General features: G+C 57.6%; 12 protein-coding genes. 5 read left to right on the forward strand and 7 right to left on the reverse strand.

Annotation, left to right across the window (positions count from 1 at the left end):
* The first annotated feature begins 113 nt into the window (after nucleotides 1-113).
* Both fadI and fadJ read left to right on the forward strand, forming a co-directional pair.
* Entirely contained in the window at nucleotides 114-1,424 is a 1,311-nt protein-coding gene (fadI, locus tag AB5Y83_RS17080) for an acetyl-CoA C-acyltransferase FadI (RefSeq protein WP_058057647.1), read from the forward strand.
* Nucleotides 1,424-3,571: a fatty acid oxidation complex subunit alpha FadJ gene (gene fadJ, locus AB5Y83_RS17085; RefSeq protein ID WP_368175605.1), complete on the forward strand. Its 2,148-nt coding sequence runs from the start codon at nucleotides 1,424-1,426 to the stop codon at nucleotides 3,569-3,571. Before fadI ends, fadJ begins: the two co-directional genes overlap by 1 nt.
* Before the next feature lie 168 nt (nucleotides 3,572-3,739).
* Here the strand turns inward: fadJ and AB5Y83_RS17090 are convergent, their stop codons facing one another.
* The 4 genes from AB5Y83_RS17090 to AB5Y83_RS17105 form a co-directional block, all read right to left on the reverse strand.
* The gene (locus tag AB5Y83_RS17090) at nucleotides 3,740-5,260 is read right to left on the reverse strand and encodes a SpoVR family protein (protein WP_019445117.1); all 1,521 of its coding nucleotides are present in this window, start codon (nucleotides 5,258-5,260) and stop codon (nucleotides 3,740-3,742) included.
* 9 nt (nucleotides 5,261-5,269) lie between these two features.
* Nucleotides 5,270-6,541 carry a YeaH/YhbH family protein gene (locus tag AB5Y83_RS17095; protein ID WP_005351738.1) on the reverse strand — a complete coding sequence of 424 codons (1,272 nt, stop codon included), beginning with the start codon at nucleotides 6,539-6,541 and terminating at the stop codon, nucleotides 5,270-5,272.
* Between the two features lie 23 nt (nucleotides 6,542-6,564).
* Nucleotides 6,565-8,487 (reverse strand): PrkA family serine protein kinase, encoded by a 1,923-nt coding sequence (locus AB5Y83_RS17100; protein WP_033113275.1) that lies wholly within the window; start codon nucleotides 8,485-8,487, stop codon nucleotides 6,565-6,567.
* 591 nt (nucleotides 8,488-9,078) lie between these two features.
* Nucleotides 9,079-10,995: an ATP-dependent DNA helicase RecQ gene (locus AB5Y83_RS17105; RefSeq protein ID WP_368175606.1), complete on the reverse strand. Its 1,917-nt coding sequence runs from the start codon at nucleotides 10,993-10,995 to the stop codon at nucleotides 9,079-9,081.
* A gap of 355 nt (nucleotides 10,996-11,350) precedes the next feature.
* On the opposite strand from AB5Y83_RS17105, the gene sstT reads away from it, so the two are divergent.
* Together sstT and AB5Y83_RS17115 are read left to right on the forward strand one after the other, a co-directional pair.
* A complete protein-coding gene (sstT, locus tag AB5Y83_RS17110) occupies nucleotides 11,351-12,601 on the forward strand; it encodes a serine/threonine transporter SstT (protein ID WP_005351744.1) in 1,251 nt (416 codons plus the stop codon).
* A 207-nt stretch (nucleotides 12,602-12,808) separates the two neighbouring features.
* Nucleotides 12,809-13,801 carry a hypothetical protein gene (locus AB5Y83_RS17115; RefSeq protein ID WP_368175607.1) on the forward strand — a complete coding sequence of 331 codons (993 nt, stop codon included), beginning with the start codon at nucleotides 12,809-12,811 and terminating at the stop codon, nucleotides 13,799-13,801.
* Between the two features lie 266 nt (nucleotides 13,802-14,067).
* Here the strand turns inward: AB5Y83_RS17115 and AB5Y83_RS17120 are convergent, their stop codons facing one another.
* From AB5Y83_RS17120 to pabB, 3 genes are all read right to left on the reverse strand, one after another.
* Nucleotides 14,068-15,366, reverse strand: coding sequence for a serine/threonine transporter (locus tag AB5Y83_RS17120; protein ID WP_005345325.1), 1,299 nt, complete (start codon nucleotides 15,364-15,366; stop codon nucleotides 14,068-14,070).
* Between the two features lie 216 nt (nucleotides 15,367-15,582).
* Nucleotides 15,583-16,149: a CoA pyrophosphatase gene (locus tag AB5Y83_RS17125; protein ID WP_005360373.1), complete on the reverse strand. Its 567-nt coding sequence runs from the start codon at nucleotides 16,147-16,149 to the stop codon at nucleotides 15,583-15,585.
* Nucleotides 16,150-16,191: 42 nt separating this feature from the next.
* Nucleotides 16,192-17,475: an aminodeoxychorismate synthase component I gene (pabB, locus tag AB5Y83_RS17130; protein WP_368175620.1), complete on the reverse strand. Its 1,284-nt coding sequence runs from the start codon at nucleotides 17,473-17,475 to the stop codon at nucleotides 16,192-16,194.
* 294 nt (nucleotides 17,476-17,769) lie between these two features.
* Here pabB and AB5Y83_RS17135 point away from each other — a divergent pair, with 294 nt between their 5' ends.
* A complete protein-coding gene (locus AB5Y83_RS17135) occupies nucleotides 17,770-19,296 on the forward strand; it encodes a fumarate hydratase (RefSeq protein WP_005351759.1) in 1,527 nt (508 codons plus the stop codon).
* Nucleotides 19,297-19,485: the final 189 nt, after the last annotated feature.

Raw genomic sequence — 19,485 nt, forward strand, 5'->3', positions numbered from 1 at the left:
GGGGCCTTGCCGCGCTTAATTTAGTTTCAATCAGCTGTATGAAACTTGTGATTGGATTGTTAAGATGTGGCGCGATGAGGTCAGACCTCTGCCTTTTAAACCAAGGAGCCAGGATGAAACAGCCATTGAAACTGACGACTCGCCAGGGCGAACGGATTGCCGTCGTGGCGGGGCTGCGTACCCCCTTTGCCAAGCAGGCCACCGCCTTTCATGGCGTGCCAGCAGTCGATCTCGGCAAACTGGTGGTGAGCGAGATGCTTGCCCGTACCGATCTCGATCCCAAGCTTATCGACCAGCTGGTGTTTGGTCAGGTGGTTCAGATGCCGGAAGCCCCCAACATTGCTCGCGAAATCGTGCTCGGTACCGGCATGAGCGTCAATACCGATGCCTATAGTGTCTCCCGCGCCTGCGCCACCAGTTTCCAGGCGGTGGCCAACGTCACCGAATCCATCATGGCCGGTACCGTAGACATCGCCATCGCCGGCGGTGCTGATTCCTCCTCTGTGCTGCCTATCGGGGTGAGCAAGAAGCTGGCCCGCGCTCTGGTGGATCTCAACAAGGCGCGCAATCTGCAGCAGCGCTTCAATATTCTGCGGACATTGAGGGTCAAGGATCTGTTGCCGGTGCCGCCTGCCGTGGCGGAATACTCTACTGGCCTCTCCATGGGACAGACCGCCGAGCAGATGGCCAAGAGCCACCAGATCAGCCGCGAGGCGCAAGATGCGTTGGCTCATCGCTCTCACACTCTGGCCGCGCAGGCTTGGGCCGATGGCAAGCTCAGTGGCGAGGTGTTTACCGCCCATGTACCGCCCTACAAGTCGCCGCTGGAGCGGGACAACAATATCCGTGAAAGCTCGGACTTGGCGAGCTACGCCAAGCTCAAGCCGGTGTTTGATCGGGTTCATGGCACAGTCACTGCAGCCAACGCCACGCCGCTGACCGATGGCGCTGCCGCCGTGCTGCTGATGCGGGAAGGGCGAGCCAAAGAGCTGGGTCTCGAGCCGCTTGGCTATATCCGCAGCTTCGCTTTCTCGGCCATCGATGTGTGGCAGGACATGTTGATGGGTCCCTCCTACGCCACGCCGCTGGCGCTGGACCGTGCCGGCATCACGCTCAGCGATCTCACCTTGATCGACATGCACGAAGCCTTTGCCGCCCAGACCCTGGCCAACCTCAAGATGTTTGCAAGCCACGAGTTTGCCCGTGACAAGCTGGGCCGCGATCAGGCCATCGGCGAGGTGGACATGGAGAAGTTCAACGTCCTCGGTGGTTCGCTGGCCTATGGCCACCCCTTTGCCGCGACCGGTGCGCGGATGATCACCCAGACCCTGCATGAGCTGCGTCGTCGTGGTGGGGGATTGGGACTCAACACCGCCTGTGCGGCGGGTGGATTGGGTGTGGCTATGGTGTTGGAGGTTGAATAATGAGCGCTAAGACTTTTTCCCTGGATGTTCGCCATGATGGCATTGGTATTCTCACCATGGATGTGCCGGGCGAGAGCATGAATACCCTGAAAGCCGCCTTTGTGGAGGAGATCCGCACCGTGCTGGCCGAGGTGAAACGCAACAAGGATTTGATCGGTCTGGTGATCACCTCCGGCAAGAAGGATTCCTTCATCGCCGGAGCCGACATCACCATGCTGGCCGCCTGCACCAGTGCCAAGGATGCCGAGACCCTGTCGCGAGAAGGGCAGGTTATCTTTGCCGAGATCGAGTCAATGACCATCCCGGTGATCGCCGCTATTCACGGCCCTTGCCTCGGCGGCGGGTTGGAGCTGGCGCTGGCCTGTCATGGTCGGGTGGTGACCGATCACGGTAAAACCGTGCTGGGTCTACCCGAGGTGCAACTTGGCTTGCTGCCGGGCTCCGGTGGTACCCAGCGCCTGCCGCGCCTCATCGGGGTGGCCAAGGCGCTGGATCTGATGCTGACCGGCAAGCAGGTGCGTGCCAAACAGGCCAAAAAATTGGGGCTGGTGGACGATGTGGTACCGCCTTCGATCCTGCTGGATGCCGCCATCAAGTTGGCCAAGAAGGGCAAGCCCCGCCACGAGTTGAAGCGGGATCTGCAGGGCAAGCTGCTGGAGACCAACAAGCTTGGCCGCAAGGTGCTGTTCGATCAGGCACGTAAGGGGGTGAAAGCCAAGACCCGTGGTAACTACCCTGCGCCGGAGCGGATCCTGGACGTGGTGCGCATTGGTGTGGAGGAGGGGATGCAGGCTGGCCTCGCCGCCGAGTCCCGCCACTTCGGCGAGCTGGTGATGACGGCCGAGTCTGCTGCCCTGCGTTCTATCTTCTTTGCCACCACGGAAATGAAGAAAGAGGTCACCTATCAGGGAGCAGAGCCTCGCAAGGTAGGCCACGCAGCCGTGCTGGGTGGCGGCCTGATGGGGGGGGGCATCGCATTCGTCACCGCCACCAAGGCGGGCGTACCGGTGCGGATCAAGGATGTGGCAAGCGCCGGGATCGGCAATGCCATGCGCTACAGCTACGACATCCTGGCCAAGAAACTCAAGCGCCGTCATATCCTGCGCAGTGAGCTTGAGAAGCAGATGAGCTTGCTGACCGGTACTCTGGACTACTCCGGTTTCCACCGGGTCGACATGGTGGTGGAGGCGGTGTTTGAAGATCTCAATCTCAAACACCAGATGGTGAAGGATGTGGAGCGTGAGTGTGGTGAACACACAGTGTTTGCCTCCAATACCTCGTCACTGCCCATCAACCAGATAGCTTCAGTGGCGAGCCACCCCGAGCGGGTTATCGGTTTGCACTACTTCAGTCCGGTCGACAAGATGCCGCTGGCGGAGATCATCCCCCACGCCGGCACCAGTGCCGAGACGGTCGCCACCACTCTGGCCTTCGCCCGCGCACAGGGCAAAACGCCTATCGTGGTGAAGGACGAGGCCGGTTTCTACGTCAACCGCATCCTCGCTCCCTACATGAACGAAGCAGCACGTCTGGTGCTGGAAGGGGAGCCGGTAGAAGTGATGGATAGCGCGTTGCTCGACTTCGGTTTCCCGGTTGGCCCCATCACCCTGCTTGACGAAGTGGGCATTGATGTGGGGGCCAAGATTTCCCCCATCCTCGAAAAAGAGTTGGGTGGCGAGCAGTTCCAGGCACCCAAGGCGTTCGACAAGCTGCTGCAAAACGATCGCAAGGGGCGCAAGAACGGCAAGGGCTTCTACCTCTATGGCAAGGCGGCACCGCGTAACAAGCTGACCGGCAAAGAGGGCAAGAAGACGGTGGACGAGAGCGTCTATGGCGTGCTCGGCATCAAGCCGTCTGCCAAGCTGGCCCGTCAGGAGATCGCCGAGCGCTGCGTGCTGCTGATGCTCAACGAAGCGGCGATGGCGCTGGATAGCGGTGTGGTGGCCTCGGCTCGTGATGGTGATATCGGTGCCATCTTCGGCATCGGTTTCCCGCCCTTCCTCGGCGGCCCGTTCCGTTATATGGACACCCTCGGGATCGATCATCTGGTTGGCCGTCTGGAGTATTATCAGAAGCGCCACGGCGACCGGTTCGCCCCCTGTGCCCGTCTCAAGGCGATGGCGGCAGAGCAGCAGACCTTCTACTGATAACCGCAGCAGAGTGACCGCAAGGCAAAGAGGCCCGCACACCATGCGGGCCTCTTTCTATGTTGTGGTTTGTTCGGGTTGTACGGCTTGGGCTGCGCTCATGCTGGCAGAAGCAACCGATTAAAAAACGGCCCACCGAAGTGGGCCGTAGAGATATCTGATCGCGGGTCAGATCCCCGGTTTGCGCTCCGGGCAACGACCTATGATATCGGGTGGCAGCTCGCCGTTATCCTGCTCCAGCACCACATCGAATCCCCACAGTTGATGGAGGTGTTTGAGCACCTCATGGCGAGAGTCGCCAAGGGGGATGCGGTTGTGGGGCACATAGCGCAGGGTGAGGGAGCGATCCCCCTTCACGGCAACGTTGTAGACCTGAATATTGGGCTCCAGATTGCTGAGGTTGTATTGGGCCGACAGGGTATTGCGCACCTGACGGTACCCCTCGTCATTGTGGATAGCGGAGACCTTCAGATAGTTCTTCAGATCGTCGTCATCAATGGCGAACAACTTCATATCCCGCATCACTTTGGGACTGAGGAACTGGCTGATAAAGCTCTCATCCTTGAAGTTCTGCATGGCAAAGTGGAGGGTTTCGACCCAGTTGCTGCCGGCATAGTCGGGGAACCAGTATCTATCTTCCTCGGTCGGGTTCTCGCAGATGCGGCGCAGGTCAGTAAACATGGCAAACCCCAGCGCATAGGGGTTGATCCCCGAGTAGTAGCGGCTGTTGTAGGCCGGTTGATAGACCACGTTGGTGTGGCTGTGCAGCACCTCCATCATGAAGCGATCGCTCAGCTTGCCCTCGTCATAGAGGTGGTTGAGGATGGTGTAGTGCCAGAAGGTGGCCCATCCCTCGTTCATCACCTGGGTCTGCTTTTGCGGATAGAAATACTGGCTTATCTTGCGCACGATGCGCACCACTTCCCGCTGCCAGGGCTCCAGCAAGGGGGCATTCTTCTCGATGAAGTAGAGAATGTTCTCCTGGGGCTCTGCGGGGTAGCGCCTGTCCTCCACGCCAGCCGCTTTATGCTGTTTGGGTAGGGTTCGCCACAGCTCGTTGACCTGAGTCTGCAGATAATCTTCCCGCGCCTTCTGACGCCGCTTCTCCTCAGCCATCGAGATCTTCTGGGGACGCTTGTAGCGATCCACCCCGAAGTTCATCAGGGCATGGCAGGAGTCGAGCAGCTGTTCCACCGCCTCGATGCCATGCTTCTCTTCGCACTGGGTGATGTAGTTCTTGGCGAACAGCAGGTAGTCGATGATAGAGGAGGCATCGGTCCAGGCCTTGAACAGGTAGTTGTTCTTGAAGAAGGAGTTGTGGCCGTAGCAGGCGTGTGCCATCACCAGCGCCTGCATCGGCATGGTGTTCTCCTCCATCAGGTAGGCGATGCAGGGATCCGAGTTGATGACGATCTCGTAGGCCAGCCCCATCTGGCCGCGCTTGTAGTTGCGCTCGGTATGGATAAAGCGCTTGCCGAACGACCAGTGCTGATAGCCGATGGGCATGCCGACGCTGGAGTAGGCATCCATCATCTGTTCGGCGGTGATCACCTCGATCTGGTTGGGGTAGGTGTCCAGCTTGTAGAAACGGGCGACCCGGGCGATCTCCTGGTGATAGGTCTCCAGCAGATCGAAGTTCCAGTCTGGTCCGTCATCCAGTGGCGCTACACGTTTTTCTGTTTCGATCATGTGACCTCCTCACGCCGCTTGTTTCTTGAACAGCTCGCGGAACACCGGATAGATATCCTCGACCTTGCGAATATGCTCCATCGCAAAGTGGGGGAACTGGCTGGCTACCGACTCATATTCGTGCCACAGGGTCTGGTGAGCACGGGTGGTGATCTCGATGTAGGAGTAGTACCGCACCCTTGGCATGATGTCCCGCGCCAAGATCTCCCTGCACTGTGGTGAGTCATCAGCCCAGTTGTCACCATCCGACGCTTGCGCCGCATAGATGTTCCACTGGTTGGCGGGATAACGCTCATTGATGATGTCATTCATCATCTTGAGGGCGCTGGAGACGATGGTGCCGCCTGTCTCCTGGGAGTAGAAGAACTCGTGTTCATCCACCTCCTTGGCTTGGGTATGGTGGCGGATATAGACCACTTCTACGTTCTTGTAAGTCCGGCTCAGGAACAGATAGAGCAGGATATAGAAACGTTTGGCCATCTCCTTGGTGGCCTGATCCATGGAGCCCGAGACGTCCATCAGACAGAACATCACCGCCTGGCTGGAGGGGACGGGCCGTTTGACGAAGTTGTTGAACTTGAGATCGAAGGTGTCAATAAACGGCACCGCATCGATCCGTCGTTTCAGCTCCCTGATCTCCTTCTCGAGCAGGGCGATTTCGGCAAAGTGCTCGTTGGGATCGTTGGCCAGCAGAGCCAGCCGATCTTCCAGTTCATGCAGTTGGCGTTTCTTGCCCGCTTGCAGCGCCATGCGACGTGCCAGCGAATTTTGCAGGGAACGCACCACGTTGATGTTGGCGGGCACCCCGTTTGAGGTGTAGCCCGCCCGGTAGGTTTTCACCTCCATCAGCTGGTTGAGCTGGGTTTTCTGCAGCCTGGGCAGCTCCAGATCTTCAAACAGCAGATCGAGATACTCATCCTTGGAGATCTGGAACACGAAATCATCGGCCCCTTCTCCCTGATTGGATGCTTGTCCCTCGCCGGAACCCTGTCCACCGCCCCCTCCTTTGGGACGGTCAATCTTGTCGCCGGAGACGAACTGGTCATTGCCGGGATGCACCATCTCCCGTTTACCGCCGTGCCCCTGATGAAAATGGGGCTCGCCGATATCCTTGGTCGGGATGCTGATGCTCTCACCCTTGTCTACGTCCTGAATGCTGCGCTTGGAGACAGCATCCGAGACCGCTTGTTTTATCTGCTTCTTGTAGCGGCGGATGAAGCGCTGCCGATTGACAGCGCTTTTGTTTTTGCCGTTGAGCCTGCGGTCGATAAAATGCGCCATAACTCCCCCTTGAACAGTCAGGGTCAGGATGACTTGCGTACCCTGAGATACCATTCGGAGAGCAGTCGCACCTGTTTGCGGGTGTAGCCTTTCTCCATCATCCGTTCGACAAAGTTATCGTGCTTCTTCTGCTCCTCGGCCGAGGTTTTGCTGTTGAAGGAGATAACCGGCAGCAGCTCTTCCGTGTTGGAGAACATCTTTTTCTCGATCACGGTGCGCAGCTTCTCGTAACTGGTCCAGTTGGGGTTACGGCCTGCATTGTTGGCCCGGGCACGCAGCACGAAGTTGACGATTTCGTTACGGAAATCTTTCGGGTTGCTGATCCCGGCGGGTTTTTCAATTTTCTCCAGCTCGCTGTTGAGAGACGCTCTGTCAAACAGCTGGCCGGTTTCGGGGTCACGGTACTCCTGATCCTGGATCCAGAAGTCGGCGTAGGTGACGTAGCGATCGAAGATGTTCTGACCGTACTCGGAGTAGGACTCGAGATAGGCGGTCTGGATCTCCTTGCCGATGAACTCCACATAGCGCGGGGTCAGATAGCCCTTGATGAACTCAAGGTAGCGATCGTGCAGCTCTTGCGGGAACTGTTCGCGCTCGATCTGCTGCTCCAGCACATAGAAGAGGTGCACCGGGTTGGCAGCCACTTCCGCGTGGTCGAAGTTGAAGACGCGGGAGAGGATCTTGAACGCAAAACGGGTAGAGAGACCATTCATCCCCTCGTCCACACCGGCGTAGTCGCGATACTCCTGATAGCTCTTCGCCTTGGGATCGGTGTCTTTGAGGCTCTCGCCATCATAGACCCGCATCTTGGAGTAGATGCTGGAGTTTTCCGGCTCTTTCAGCCGTGACAGTACCGAGAACTGGCCCAGCAGTTCGAGGGTACCTGGGGCGCATTTGGCCTCGGTCAGTTCGCTATTGACCAGCAGCTTTTCGTAGATCTTCACCTCTTCCGAGACGCGCAGGCAGTAAGGGACCTTGACGATGTAAACGCGGTCGAGGAAGGCCTCGTTGTTCTTGTTGTTGCGGAACTGCTGCCATTCGGATTCGTTGGAGTGGGCCAGCAGAATGCCGTCAAAGGGGAGGGCAGAGAGCCCTTCGGTACCGTTGTAGTTACCCTCCTGGGTTGCTGTCAGCAGCGGGTGCAGTACCTTGATAGGCGCCTTGAACATCTCCACAAACTCCATAACCCCCTGGTTCGCTTTACAGAGCGCACCTGAGTAGGAGTAAGCATCGGCGTCATCCTGGGCGAAGTGCTCCAGCATGCGGATGTCGACCTTGCCGACCAGTGAGGAGATATCCTGGTTGTTGTCATCACCCGGTTCCGTTTTGGCGATGGCAATCTGATCGAGGATGGAGGGGTTGACCTTCTCCACCTTGAACTTGGTGATGTCGCCGCCAAACTCGTGCAGGCGTTTGGCCACCCAGGGGGACATGATGGGACGCAGGTAACGGCGCGGGATGCCGTACTCTTTTTCCAGGATCTCCCCATCCTCTTCGATATCGAACAGGCAGAAGGGGTGATCGTTGACCGGTGAGCCCTTGATGCGATAAATGGGCACCTTCTGCATCAGGGATTTGAGTTTCTCTGCCAGCGAGGATTTACCGCCGCCAACAGGGCCCAGCAGATAGAGGATCTGTTTCTTCTCCTCCAGCCCTTGGGCGGAGTGTTTGAGGTAGGAGACGATCTGTTCGATGGCCTCTTCCATCCCGTAGAAATCCTTGAAGGCGGGATAGCGTGCCACGACGCGGTTGGAGAAGAGTCGGCTCAGTCTGGGGTTGGCTGAGGTGTCTACCATCTCCGGCTCACCAATGGCGGTCAGCAGACGTTCGGCTGCGGAGGCGTAGCAGGCTTTATCCTGCTTACACATATCCAGGAACTCCTGGATGGTATATTCCTCTTCTCTCGCTTTTTCATATCGCTGTTGGTAATGCTCGAATATGCCCATAACTTTGCCCTCGTTATAGTCGCTTACCCTGAAAAATGTGGATGACTGCTTTTGTGTTGTGCGCTTTTAAAGCCTAGTCAACAGACTCCAGTAATCCATCACGGTTGATAGGTTAAATTCTGAAGAAACCTGCCCGATCCTTGTGCGGGGAGGGTCAGTCAACAACACCGCTATGTTACTGACTGTTAAATTATTTTTGCCACGATAGTGAGGTAAATGTCAAAGACATAAAAAATAAATGTTTATGGGAAACAGGGAACTTATTGCGAAAAGATTAAGGGGTTTGACGAAAGGCAATGGGGCTGCGGGTTGGCGGGGTTATGAATGAAAACGTCATTACGTGTACGTCAACGTAAATCACTTTGCTTGGAGTTTTAGCTCTAATTTTTACATTGACGCTACATTTTGAGTGCCCTAGATTGGCGATGTGTGAGCAGCAAGACGCTTTAGCAAGAGAGTTGACTGTTGCCTCACCAAGCTCTGTTTAAGCACGTTTCCGTTGGCTTGACCCTCGCAACCGCGAGGGTCTTCTTTTTCTGTGTCTGTAAACGCTTGTTTCTGCTGGTGGCTATTGACGCCGCCAGCACTCATCTAGCAAGGGTAGGCTTGTTGCACTGCCGCCAGGACGCTTGCAAACGGGTGCGCGGCCAACTGGCCTGCACCCGCCAGCGATTTGGCTTTGACCCGGCTGGTCAGCGGTGTGGTGATGCCGCACAGGAAACGGGCCAGAACACGCGCATCCACCGAACCTGTCTTGGCAATCAGCGGATCGCACCAGGCGCGGATCCCCGCCTCGTTTGGCATGGTCAGTGAGGGCAGGGGCGGGAGATGCGCCACCTCGCCGCGACAAACCGAACAGTGGCCACAATGAACCGGCGCCACCTCATCGGCAAAATAGCGGGCGAGGCGGTGGCTCAGGCACTCACTTGAGGTGAAAAAGTCGAGCATGGCTTGCAGTCTTGCCAGCTCGCTCTGCTCTTTTTGCAGGAACAGGGCGTGCAGGGCTTTTGCTTCCTGCTCGTTGTCCCACCCTTGACGGTTGATCCGGTAGACCTCGGTCATCTGTTTGCTTTCAAGCTCGATCCAGCCTTGCTGCTGCAGGTAGTCGAGCGCCGCAACCGCCCGCTGTCGCTCCCCCTGATAGCCCTGCCAGAGGGCGTCAAAGTCCATGGTGCACCAACTGCGGGCTTGCGGGGCGCAGGCGAACAGTTGCTCCAGAAACTGGCGACGATCCGGATTGAAGCGACTCACTATCTCGCCTTTATCCAGCACAAACTTGAAGCGGTAGTCGGCGTAGTAGCTGTAGGCCGGGGTGATGATGCCTGCCATCTCCAGATAGACCAGCAGGGTTTTAAGGGGCAACTGGCGGATATTGGTGTCGTTGGAGAGGCGCAGCAGGGTGAATTCCCACTCGCTCCCGCTCTGCTTGATGATGGCAAGGAGCTGGAGGATGGCACTCAAATCCGGCGTATCGCCGTAGACGAAGTTCTCCAGCACCGGCAGCTGGCTCTGGTTGGCCAGCACGATACAGCGCGATGGCTGGCCATCCCGTCCGGCGCGGCCAATCTCCTGGCTGTAGTTCTCGATAGATTTGGGCAGATCGTAGTGAATGACCCGCCGGATATCCGCTTTGTCGATCCCCATGCCAAAGGCGATGGTGGCGACGATGCAGTCCACCTTGCCCGCCATGAAGTCGTGCTGGATCTGACTGCGCAGCGCCGAGTCGAGTCCGGCATGATAGGCGCGGGCGTTGATCCCTTCTCTAATGAGGTGCTCGGCACAGGCTTCGGCGGTGTGTTGCAAGGTGACGTAGACGATGGTGGGGGCCGTCGGATCGTTGGCCAACTCCTGCGCGAGCCAGCTATCCCGCGCATCGGGCGACAGGGGAATGACGGCCAGATCAAGATTGGGGCGATAGAAACCGGTGACCACGACCCCCTCCGGCGCGATGCCGAATTTGGTCTGCATATCCTGAATCACCGCCGGTGTGGCGGTGGCCGTCAGCAGCAACACCTGTGGGATCTTCAGGTCATGGCGATAGCTCGGCAGCTTGAGGTAGTCGGGGCGAAAGTTGTGGCCCCACTCCGAGATACAGTGCGCCTCATCGACGACCAGCTGCGAGAGCGGCACTTGCTGGATAAAGCGGCGAAAGCGCTCATTCTTGAGTCGCTCCACCGAGATCATCAGGATCTTGAGCTGTCCATCCAGCGCCTGCTGCATCACTCGTCGGCTCTCCTCCGGGCTCTGGCTTGAGTCGAGGGTAGCAGCGCTTATTTCCTTGCTTTTAAGGAAGGCGAGTTGATCGTGCATCAGCGCCAGCAGCGGCGAGATCACCAGGGTCAGGTGAGGCAGGGCGAGGGCAGGCAGTTGATAACAGAGGGACTTGCCGGAGCCGGTGGGAAAGATGGCGGCGGCACTCTGACCAGCCAGCACCCGGCTGATCACCGCCTCCTGACCTGGCCTGAGTGCGGAGAAACCAAAATATTGGTTGAGCAGGGATGTGATCATGGCAAGACTCCGCAGCAAATGGGGGATGATAGCACAGCGATTCCGGTCATGGATGACACAGGAATGGTCGTGAGGGTGAGGGCAGAGAGTGTCGATAAAACGTACAAAAATGGGTGGTTGCGCTGTGGTTAAGGTTTTGTTGCGGTTTTTTGTGATGGAAACGGGATATTTTTTGGTGAGTCTCTGGAAAAAAAAGATGGCGAATGGGATATTCCGTCATGCAATCCGGTGACTGGCGGATCGGCCCGACAGAAGGCTGGCCACAGACACCACATTCGGGCGACAGGGGTCTTCCGATGAGTGGTTGCAGACAGGACTCATGATTCATGCACTACGGTGCTTAGGGACTTTTTTGATGACACAACAACACCCCCTCCTTCGGCTGGTCAATAGCACCAGTCTGGTCAGCCAGATCCTGGTTGGTCTGGTATTCGGTATCTTGCTGGCTCTGTTTGCCCCCGAGTGGGCGAAAACGGCAGGTCTGCTCGGCAGTCTGTTTGTTGGTGCACTGAAAGCGGTAGCCCCGCTGCTGGTATTCGTACTGGTGATGGCGGCCATCATTGGTCACAAGCAGGGTCAGAAGACCAATATTCGCCCGCTGCTGGCGCTCTACCTCTTTGGTACTTTCTCTGCGGCCGTGGTCGCGGTGATTGCCAGCTTCCTGTTCCCCTCCAACCTCCATCTGGTGGCCAATACTGCCGAGATCACCCCGCCAGGCGGGATCACCGAGGTGCTGCAGACCCTGCTGTTCAACGTGGTGACCAACCCGGTCAAGGCGCTGATGGATGCCAACTATATCGGGATCTTGGCGTGGGCCATCGGTCTGGGTATCGCCATGCGCCATGCCAACGAGAGCACCAAGGCGCTGATCACTGACCTGTCTCACGGTGTCTCCGCCATCGTGAAAGCGGTGATCCGCTGTGCTCCGCTCGGGATCTTGGGTCTGGTTGCTTCCACTCTGGCAGAGACCGGCTTTGACGCCCTGTTTGGCTATGCCCAACTGCTGGTGGTGCTGATCGGCTGCATGCTGTTTATCGCCTTCGTGGTCAACCCGTTGATCGTGTTCTGGAAGATCAAGCGCAACCCCTATCCGCTGGTGCTGACTTGCCTCAAAGAGAGCGGTGTGACCGCCTTCTTTACCCGCAGCTCTGCCGCCAACATTCCGGTCAACATGGCGCTGTGTGAAAAACTGCGCCTGCCCAAAGATACCTACGCGGTCTCCATCCCGCTGGGTGCCACCATCAATATGGCGGGTGCCGCTATCACCATCACTGTGCTCGCCATGGCGGCGGTACATACCCTGGGGATGGAAGTGGACATGGCAACGGCCATTCTGCTCTCCGTGGTCGCCACCATCAGTGCCTGTGGCGCTTCCGGTGTGGCGGGCGGCTCCTTGCTGCTGATCCCGCTGGCCTGTAGCCTGTTTGGCATCAGCAATGACATCGCCATGCAGGTGGTAGCAGTCGGCTTTATCATCGGCGTGCTGCAGGATTCTGCCGAGACGGCGCTGAACAGCTCCACCGACGTGCTGTTCACCGCCGCTGCTTGCATGGCCGAAGATGAAACCCTGCTGGAACCTTCCGCGCTGCCCAGCAGCGAGGCGTGAGCCGGTAGCTCGATTTTTCGATTCAGCCCCTCTCTGTGAGGGGCTTTTTATATCAGCGGGCCTAAATGTGTTGAGGAGAGGAGTGCGCAAGAAAACATTCATTTTGATGAAATGTTTGGTTACAAATAGCCGACAGACAGTGCGGGTGCTGCCCCGTTAAAATAGCTGCGGAATAATAAGGTTCAGGCTAAAAAACGAGATTAAATAATGAAAAAAACTACGCTTTCGTGGGCAATTATTGGTGCATTAGGTTTGGTTGGTTGCGGTGGTGGTGGCGGAGATAGTGGTGGTGGTGGTACCACTCCACCTGAGCCGCAACCGAGGGCGCTGCCGGTGGCTGGCGTCTATCTCCCCGTCCTGATGGACGCTCAGGGGCAGTTAATCAACCGTCCGGTCAACGACAGTTATCGTGCGGTCGGTCTTGTCTATCCGGCGTCCACAGAGGGTACGGGTTGGGTGATGAACATTGCTGAGAAAAGAAGTGCCACAGTCAGCACTTATACCTTCCCTCAAGGCTTCTCTTCTCTGAATAAAGGTGAGGGTTACCCACTGACGTTGTCGTTGCTGGTGAACAAAAGCCAACCCAGTACCTTCGACTCGGCTGAGCAAAAGTCCAATACCAATGTCGATGGGTTGGTCAAGGTGGCGTCTGTGCCAGATACGGCGGGAAGCAGCCAGTCACTCTGGGTACTCGATTATCGACCCGTCAAAGCCAAAATCGATTCTGCACTCACTATTCAGAATTGGGGCGGCCAAGTGGCATTGCAGCCGATGGTCACTGCGCCTATCAACGCGGACTCCTGGTACAACCTTGGGGAGAGTGCACTGTTTCAAGATTTCAAAACCGAGCGCAGCAACAATGGCTTGGGGATCAAGCTGACCATCCTGTTTAAAGAAGGGTGTTCTGTAAGCGGTGAGACAGAGGCCAACACTCAAGGTTTGAACAAGCTGACGTTGACTGGTTGGAACAATCGGTCATGCAGTTTCAATACCTTGACAGGGCCTGCTGATATCAAAGAGGGAAAAATTTATGAGGGGCTCTGGGAAAAAAGGATGCGCGAATTTGCCGATCGCAACGCCAGTGTCACTGCATATCTGACCATGAAACCGGGTAGCAATGGTCAGAAAGACACCCTGGTGCTCGGTATTCCGGAAATCACCGGTATCACGCCGTTCCTGTTGGAAGCGCAACCACTCTAATCAGCCAGAGATAGTGCGTGTTTATCAAGAGATGCCAGTCGCTTACCCGACTGGCATTTTTGTTGGTCGAGGTTCGGTGAGAAGCCCTGAAACATCATGATGTGGTTGCCGGATAAGGGTTGTTTCCTTGGTTGTTGTGTGAGTTCAGGTGCTGTGGCTGCAATAACTGCGTGATGAGTGGCAAGACTATTCAGGACGGGACAACGCAATAAAAAAAGCCAGCCGAGTGTTCGGCTGGCTTTTTGCTATCAGTGGCAGGTAGGGGATTAACCGACCAGCTGATAGAGGATGGCGGAGATGGCGATCATCCCCATCACAGCGACAAATACGTTGCTGATATGGCCCTGATATTTCGCCATGGCCGGTACGCGCTTGATGGCGTACATCGGCATGATGAACAGGATGGTAGCGATGATCGGGCCGCCCAAGGATTCAATCATGCCCAGGATGGAAGGGTTGGCAATGGCAGTGCCCCACAGGGTCAGGATGAAGAAGGCGATGATGAACATCTCGACTTTCTTGGCGTTCGGCTCTTTGCCGGACTTGCGCATGTTCTGCACGATCATCCCTTTCAGACCTTCACGGGCACCCAGATAGTGGCCGAAGAAGGAGGAGACGATGGCGACGAACGCAACCAGCGGACCGAAGTAGGAGATGATGGGGCTGGCATGCTGGTTGGCCAGATAGGAGAGCACGGCGATGTTCTGAGCCTTGGCTTCCGCCAGCTGGGCCGGTGTCAGGCTCATGACGCAGGAGAAGACGAAGAACATCACGAAGCCCAGCAGCACCATGGCGGTACGCTTGAGGATGGCATCGGCTTTCTCGACCGCCTGATCACCGTGGTCGCGGCGCTGGGCAAGGGAGAAGCTGGAGATGGCCGGGCTGTGGTTGAAGGAGAAGACCAGTACCGGAATGGTCAGCCACAGGGTAGTGGCGAAATCCTTGGCAGAGGGCACTTGCTCCAGCGCGGCACCGGTCCAGTCCGGAATGAGGTACAAAGAGATACCGGCCAGAATGGCGATCAGCGGATAAACCAGCAGCTCGGTCACTTTCAGCATCAGCTTTTCACCGGCCAGCATCACCGACATCATGCCCATGATCAGCACGATGGAGAGGATCCAGCGCGGCGGGGCACTCATCTGCAGCTGGTTGACCATAAAGCTTTCGACGGTGTTGGTGATACCCACGCCGTAGATCAGCACGATGGGGTAGATGGCGAAGAAGTAGAGCAGGGTGATTAATTTACCAGCACCCACGCCAAAGTGCTCTTCCACCACTTCGGTGATGTCTGCATTTGGCTTTTTGGAGGAGAGCACGAAGCGGGCCAGGCCACGGTGGGCCAGATAGGTCATGGGACCTACCAGCAGCGCCATGACGACCAGCGGCCAGAAACCGCCCATACCCGCGTTGATCGGCAGGAACAGGATCCCCGCGCCAACCGCGGTCCCGAACAGACTGATGACCCAGGTAGAGTCGCGTTTTTCCCAACGAGTGGTTTGAGTAGAGCTGATCCCTTGCTCTGTTGACGCCGCAACTCCCTGCGTGCCAGTGACTGTGTTTGACATCTATCTCACCCCGAATGTGTGGTTCTTATTAAGTCGGCGCAAGGATACGGTTTTTCTAATCAAAAATGTTGATCAAATTCATCTTTACGGCACGAAAAACCGCACTTTCTTATGGAAATGTGATCAAAACAAGAAAAATTCAATTATTGTTTATCAATTGGCACGTTATTTTAGTGTTAATGATTAAATCTCGCTCAGACAAATGTAGGTAAATTGTTATTTTGCGAGATGCTGGGCTAGCTGGTTAATCATGCTGGCGGTAGCCCCCCAGATAAAGTGCTGTTGCCAGGGGATCCAGTAGATGGTGTGTGCTTTCCCCCCCCTGTAAAGGGTCAGGGGGATGTGGTTGCGCCGATCCAGCAGATGGGTCAGCGGCACTTCGAAGGCGTGATCCACCTCATCCGGACTCAGGATGAGAGGATAGTTGCCATCGAGCAGCCCCAGCACCGGCAGCACCTCGAATCGTGACACCGTATTGAGCGGGTTGAGGGTGCCGATCACTTCAATCAGTCGGGCCGGAATGCCGAGCTCCTCTTCGGTCTCTCGCAGCGCCGTGGCAATGAGGTTTTCGTCGCCGGGATCCTGTCGCCCGCCGGGGAAGCTGATCTGTCCCCCATGATGGCGCAGCCGTGGGCTGCGCCGGGTCAATAACACGCTGAGCCCCTCATCGCGCATCACCACCGGGATCAACACCGCCGCCGGACTGAGCCCGCCAATGGCGAGGCGATGTGCCGGGGCGGGTCGCTGCAACTGGAAGCGGGTCAGCAGTTCGTGGCGATCCATGGCGGGGAGCTCTCCTGTGCGTTGGCCAGACAGTGGGGAGGGTTACAGCGCCGACAGCGGCGGCAGGATGCGGGCGACCTTGTCATAGGTCTCCTGATATTCGCTGTCGGCGTCGGAGTCGGCGATGATGCCGCCACCGGCCCAGCAGTGCAGACGACCCGCTTCGGCGATCAAAGTGCGAATGCAGATGCTGGTATCCATCCGGCCATGCTGGCTGAGATAGCCGATGCTGCCGCAATAGGCATTGCGGCGCTGGGGCTCCAGCTCTTCGATGATCTCCATGGCGCGGATCTTGGGGGCGCCGGTGATGGAGCCACCCGGGAAACAGGCCCGCAGCAGATCGACCCCTTGCCAGCGTGCATCCAGCTCACCATGGATGGTGGAGACCAGATGATGTACCGCCGGAAACGACTCCACCGCAAAGAGATGAGGCACGCTGACCGAGCCAGGCCGGCTGACCCGACCGATGTCGTTGCGCAGCAGATCAACGATCATCAGATTCTCTGATCTGTCCTTGTCCGCCTGTGCCAGCTCCCGCGCGACTTGCCGATCGGTGGCCGGATCGGGGTGGCGAGGGCGAGTGCCTTTGATAGGTTTGGTTTCGATATGGCGGCCATCAAGCAGCAGGAACCGCTCGGGGGAGAGGCTCAGCAGTGCACTGTCCGGCAGGCGGATAAAGGCTGAGAAGGGGGCCTTGTTGGCGGTTGCCAGCAGGCAATAGGCCTGCCACTCATCCCCCTGATAGGGGGCGCTGAAACGCTGGGTCAGGTTGATCTGGTAGCAATCCCCCGCGGCAAGGTATTCCTGAATGTGGGCAAACTTCTCGCCATACTCGGCGCGGCTCATATTGCTCTGCCACGACCCCTGCAAGGCAAAGGCAGGGGCCGGTTTGGCCTGTTGCTGTTCAAGCCAGGCCAGCCGGTTGGCAAGGCCAGCTTCATCCCCCCAGTGCACCAGCTGCCAGTCGCCGGTCGCCACATTGCGCAGCAGTGCCCAGTCGTAGATGCCTACCGCCATGTCCGGCACCGCGATATCGGCGGCGGCCTGCACCGGCAGCCGCTCGAAGCGGCGGCCCAGATCATAGCCAAACAGGCCGAGGGCGCCGCCAATAAAGGGCAGGTGAGTGGCGTACAGTTCCAGCTCCCCCAGCAACTGTTGCTGGGTATGGGCCAGCAGGGCGAGGGGATCTTCGTGGTGTTTGCTGATATTCGCCCCGACACGCAGAGTGGTCACCTCGCCACGGGTTTCGAGGGTCGCCAGCGGATCGGCAGTGATGACATCAAAGCCGTTATCGGCGCCGAGTGGTCCCGCCGATTCCAGCAACATGGCCCACGGCTGATGTTGCAGGCGGGCAAAAAGCTGATGGAGTTCAGCACTATGGTCTAGATGATGGATATGAAGTGTTGGCGTCATTTTATGTTACACAGGCAACAGTTTGGTTCCCGAACCCTAGTCGGTGCTGGTGGGCAAGCGTATCATAGGTGTCGGTGACTTAAGAAAAAACTGCCGTGTCGTTCGTTTTTTGCTGGTTGATAGTTTTTAGCCAGCACGTCAGCACGGCCCATCATATGGAAGCCCTTGCCCTGCTCCGTGGCAGAGACAAGGACCAGTGAGGATGATATGAGCATTATAAAAAAACAGGATTTCATCGATTCTATCGCAGATGCCCTCCAGTACATCTCCTATTACCACCCGTTGGATTTTGTTCAGGCTGCCAAAGCGGCGTATGACCGTGAGGCCAACCCGGCCGCCAAAGATGCGCTGGCCCAGATCCTGATCAACTCCCGCATGTCCGCCGAAGGTCATCGTCCGCTCTGCCAGGACACCGGTATCGTGACCTGTTTCGTCAAGATCGGCATGCAAGTCCAGTGGGACAGCGACATGACGGTGCAGGAGATGGTGGACGAAGGGACCCGTCGTGCCTACACCAATCCTGACAACCCGCTGCGCGCCTCCGTGCTGGCCGATCCGGCTGGCAGTCGCAAGAATACCAAAGACAACGCCCCTGCCGTGGTGCATATCGACATGATCCCCGGCAACAAGGTGGAAGTGAGCATCGCGGCCAAAGGCGGCGGCTCCGAGAACAAATCCAAGATGGTGATGCTCAACCCCTCTGACGATATCGTCGAGTGGGTGCTGAAAACCGTGCCGACCATGGGCGCAGGCTGGTGCCCGCCCGGCATGCTGGGCATCGGCATCGGCGGTACCGCCGAGAAAGCGGCGGTGCTGGCCAAAGAGGCTCTGATGGAGCACATCGACATTCAGGAGCTGATCGCCCGTGGCCCGCAAACTACCGAAGAGAAGCTGCGGGTCGAGCTCTACGACAAGGTCAACAAGCTGGGGATCGGTGCCCAGGGTCTGGGCGGTCTGACTACCGTGCTGGATGTGAAGGTCAAATCTGCGCCGACTCACGCCGCTTCCAAGCCGGTGGTGATGATCCCCAACTGCGCCGCCACCCGCCACGTTCACTTCGAGCTGGATGGTTCAGGCCCCGCCGAGCTGACCCCGCCGAAACTGAGCGACTGGCCGGAGATCACCCGTGAAGCGGGTGGCAACGTGCGCCGCGTTAACGTCGATGGCATCACCAAGGCCGAGTTGGCCAGCTGGAAGAGCGGTGATACCGTGCTGCTCTCCGGCAAGATCCTCACCGGTCGCGATGCCGCCCACAAGCGTATCGCCGACATGCTGAAAAATGGCGAAGGGCTGCCGGAAGGGGTCGATTTCACCAACCGCTTCATCTATTACGTTGGCCCGGTCGATGCGGTGCGTGACGAAGTAGTTGGCCCGGCTGGCCCCACCACCTCTACCCGGATGGACAAGTTCACCGACATGATGCTGGGTGAAACCGGCCTTATCGGCATGATCGGCAAGTCCGAGCGTGGTCCGAAAACTGTCGAGAGTATCAAGCAGCACAAGGCCGTCTATCTGATGGCGGTAGGCGGCGCCGCTTATCTGGTGGCCAAGGCCATCAAGAAGGCACGCGTGGTGGCCTTTGCCGATCTCGGCATGGAAGCGATCTACGAGTTTGAAGTGGAAGATATGCCGGTGACCGTAGCGGTCGATTCCGAAGGCAACAACATCCACGAAACCGGCCCGGCCTACTGGTCTGCCAAGATTGCCGAGCTGGACGGCAAACTCTCCTCCTGAGTGACCGTTTCCGCTGCCGGTTAACGGCATCGGCCATGTAAACAAGGCGCGTTCATTCGGATGCGCCTTGTTGCTTTGGCTGGCTTGTTATGGACTCAGGTTGGCCGTTTGCGGCAAGCGGGTATAAAAAAGGATGGCGTGACGCCATCCTTTTTCCGTTGTGCTTGTGCTCTGGCTGCAGACAGCAGA

It is taken from the genome of Aeromonas sp. R5-4, from assembly GCF_040908215.1.
Taxonomy (GTDB): Bacteria; Pseudomonadota; Gammaproteobacteria; order Enterobacterales; family Aeromonadaceae; genus Aeromonas; species Aeromonas veronii.

Bases quoted from the DNA above. Each gene is read 5' to 3' on its own strand.
- sstT (WP_005351744.1), top strand. From the start codon at position 11,351: ATGACACAACAACACCCCCTCCTTCGGCTGGTCAATAGCACCAGTCTG.
- AB5Y83_RS17125 (WP_005360373.1), bottom strand. From the start codon at position 16,149: ATGGATCGCCACGAACTGCTGACCCGCTTCCAGTTGCAGCGACCCGCC.
- AB5Y83_RS17090 (WP_019445117.1), bottom strand. From the start codon at position 5,260: ATGATCGAAACAGAAAAACGTGTAGCGCCACTGGATGACGGACCAGAC.
- AB5Y83_RS17135 (WP_005351759.1), top strand. From the start codon at position 17,770: ATGAGCATTATAAAAAAACAGGATTTCATCGATTCTATCGCAGATGCC.
- pabB (WP_368175620.1), bottom strand. From the start codon at position 17,475: ATGTTGCTGGAATCGGCGGGACCACTCGGCGCCGATAACGGCTTTGAT.
- fadJ (WP_368175605.1), top strand. From the start codon at position 1,424: ATGAGCGCTAAGACTTTTTCCCTGGATGTTCGCCATGATGGCATTGGT.
- AB5Y83_RS17115 (WP_368175607.1), top strand. From the start codon at position 12,809: ATGAAAAAAACTACGCTTTCGTGGGCAATTATTGGTGCATTAGGTTTG.
- AB5Y83_RS17095 (WP_005351738.1), bottom strand. From the start codon at position 6,541: ATGGCGCATTTTATCGACCGCAGGCTCAACGGCAAAAACAAAAGCGCT.
- AB5Y83_RS17100 (WP_033113275.1), bottom strand. From the start codon at position 8,487: ATGGGCATATTCGAGCATTACCAACAGCGATATGAAAAAGCGAGAGAA.
- AB5Y83_RS17120 (WP_005345325.1), bottom strand. From the start codon at position 15,366: ATGTCAAACACAGTCACTGGCACGCAGGGAGTTGCGGCGTCAACAGAG.
- fadI (WP_058057647.1), top strand. From the start codon at position 114: ATGAAACAGCCATTGAAACTGACGACTCGCCAGGGCGAACGGATTGCC.
- AB5Y83_RS17105 (WP_368175606.1), bottom strand. From the start codon at position 10,995: ATGATCACATCCCTGCTCAACCAATATTTTGGTTTCTCCGCACTCAGG.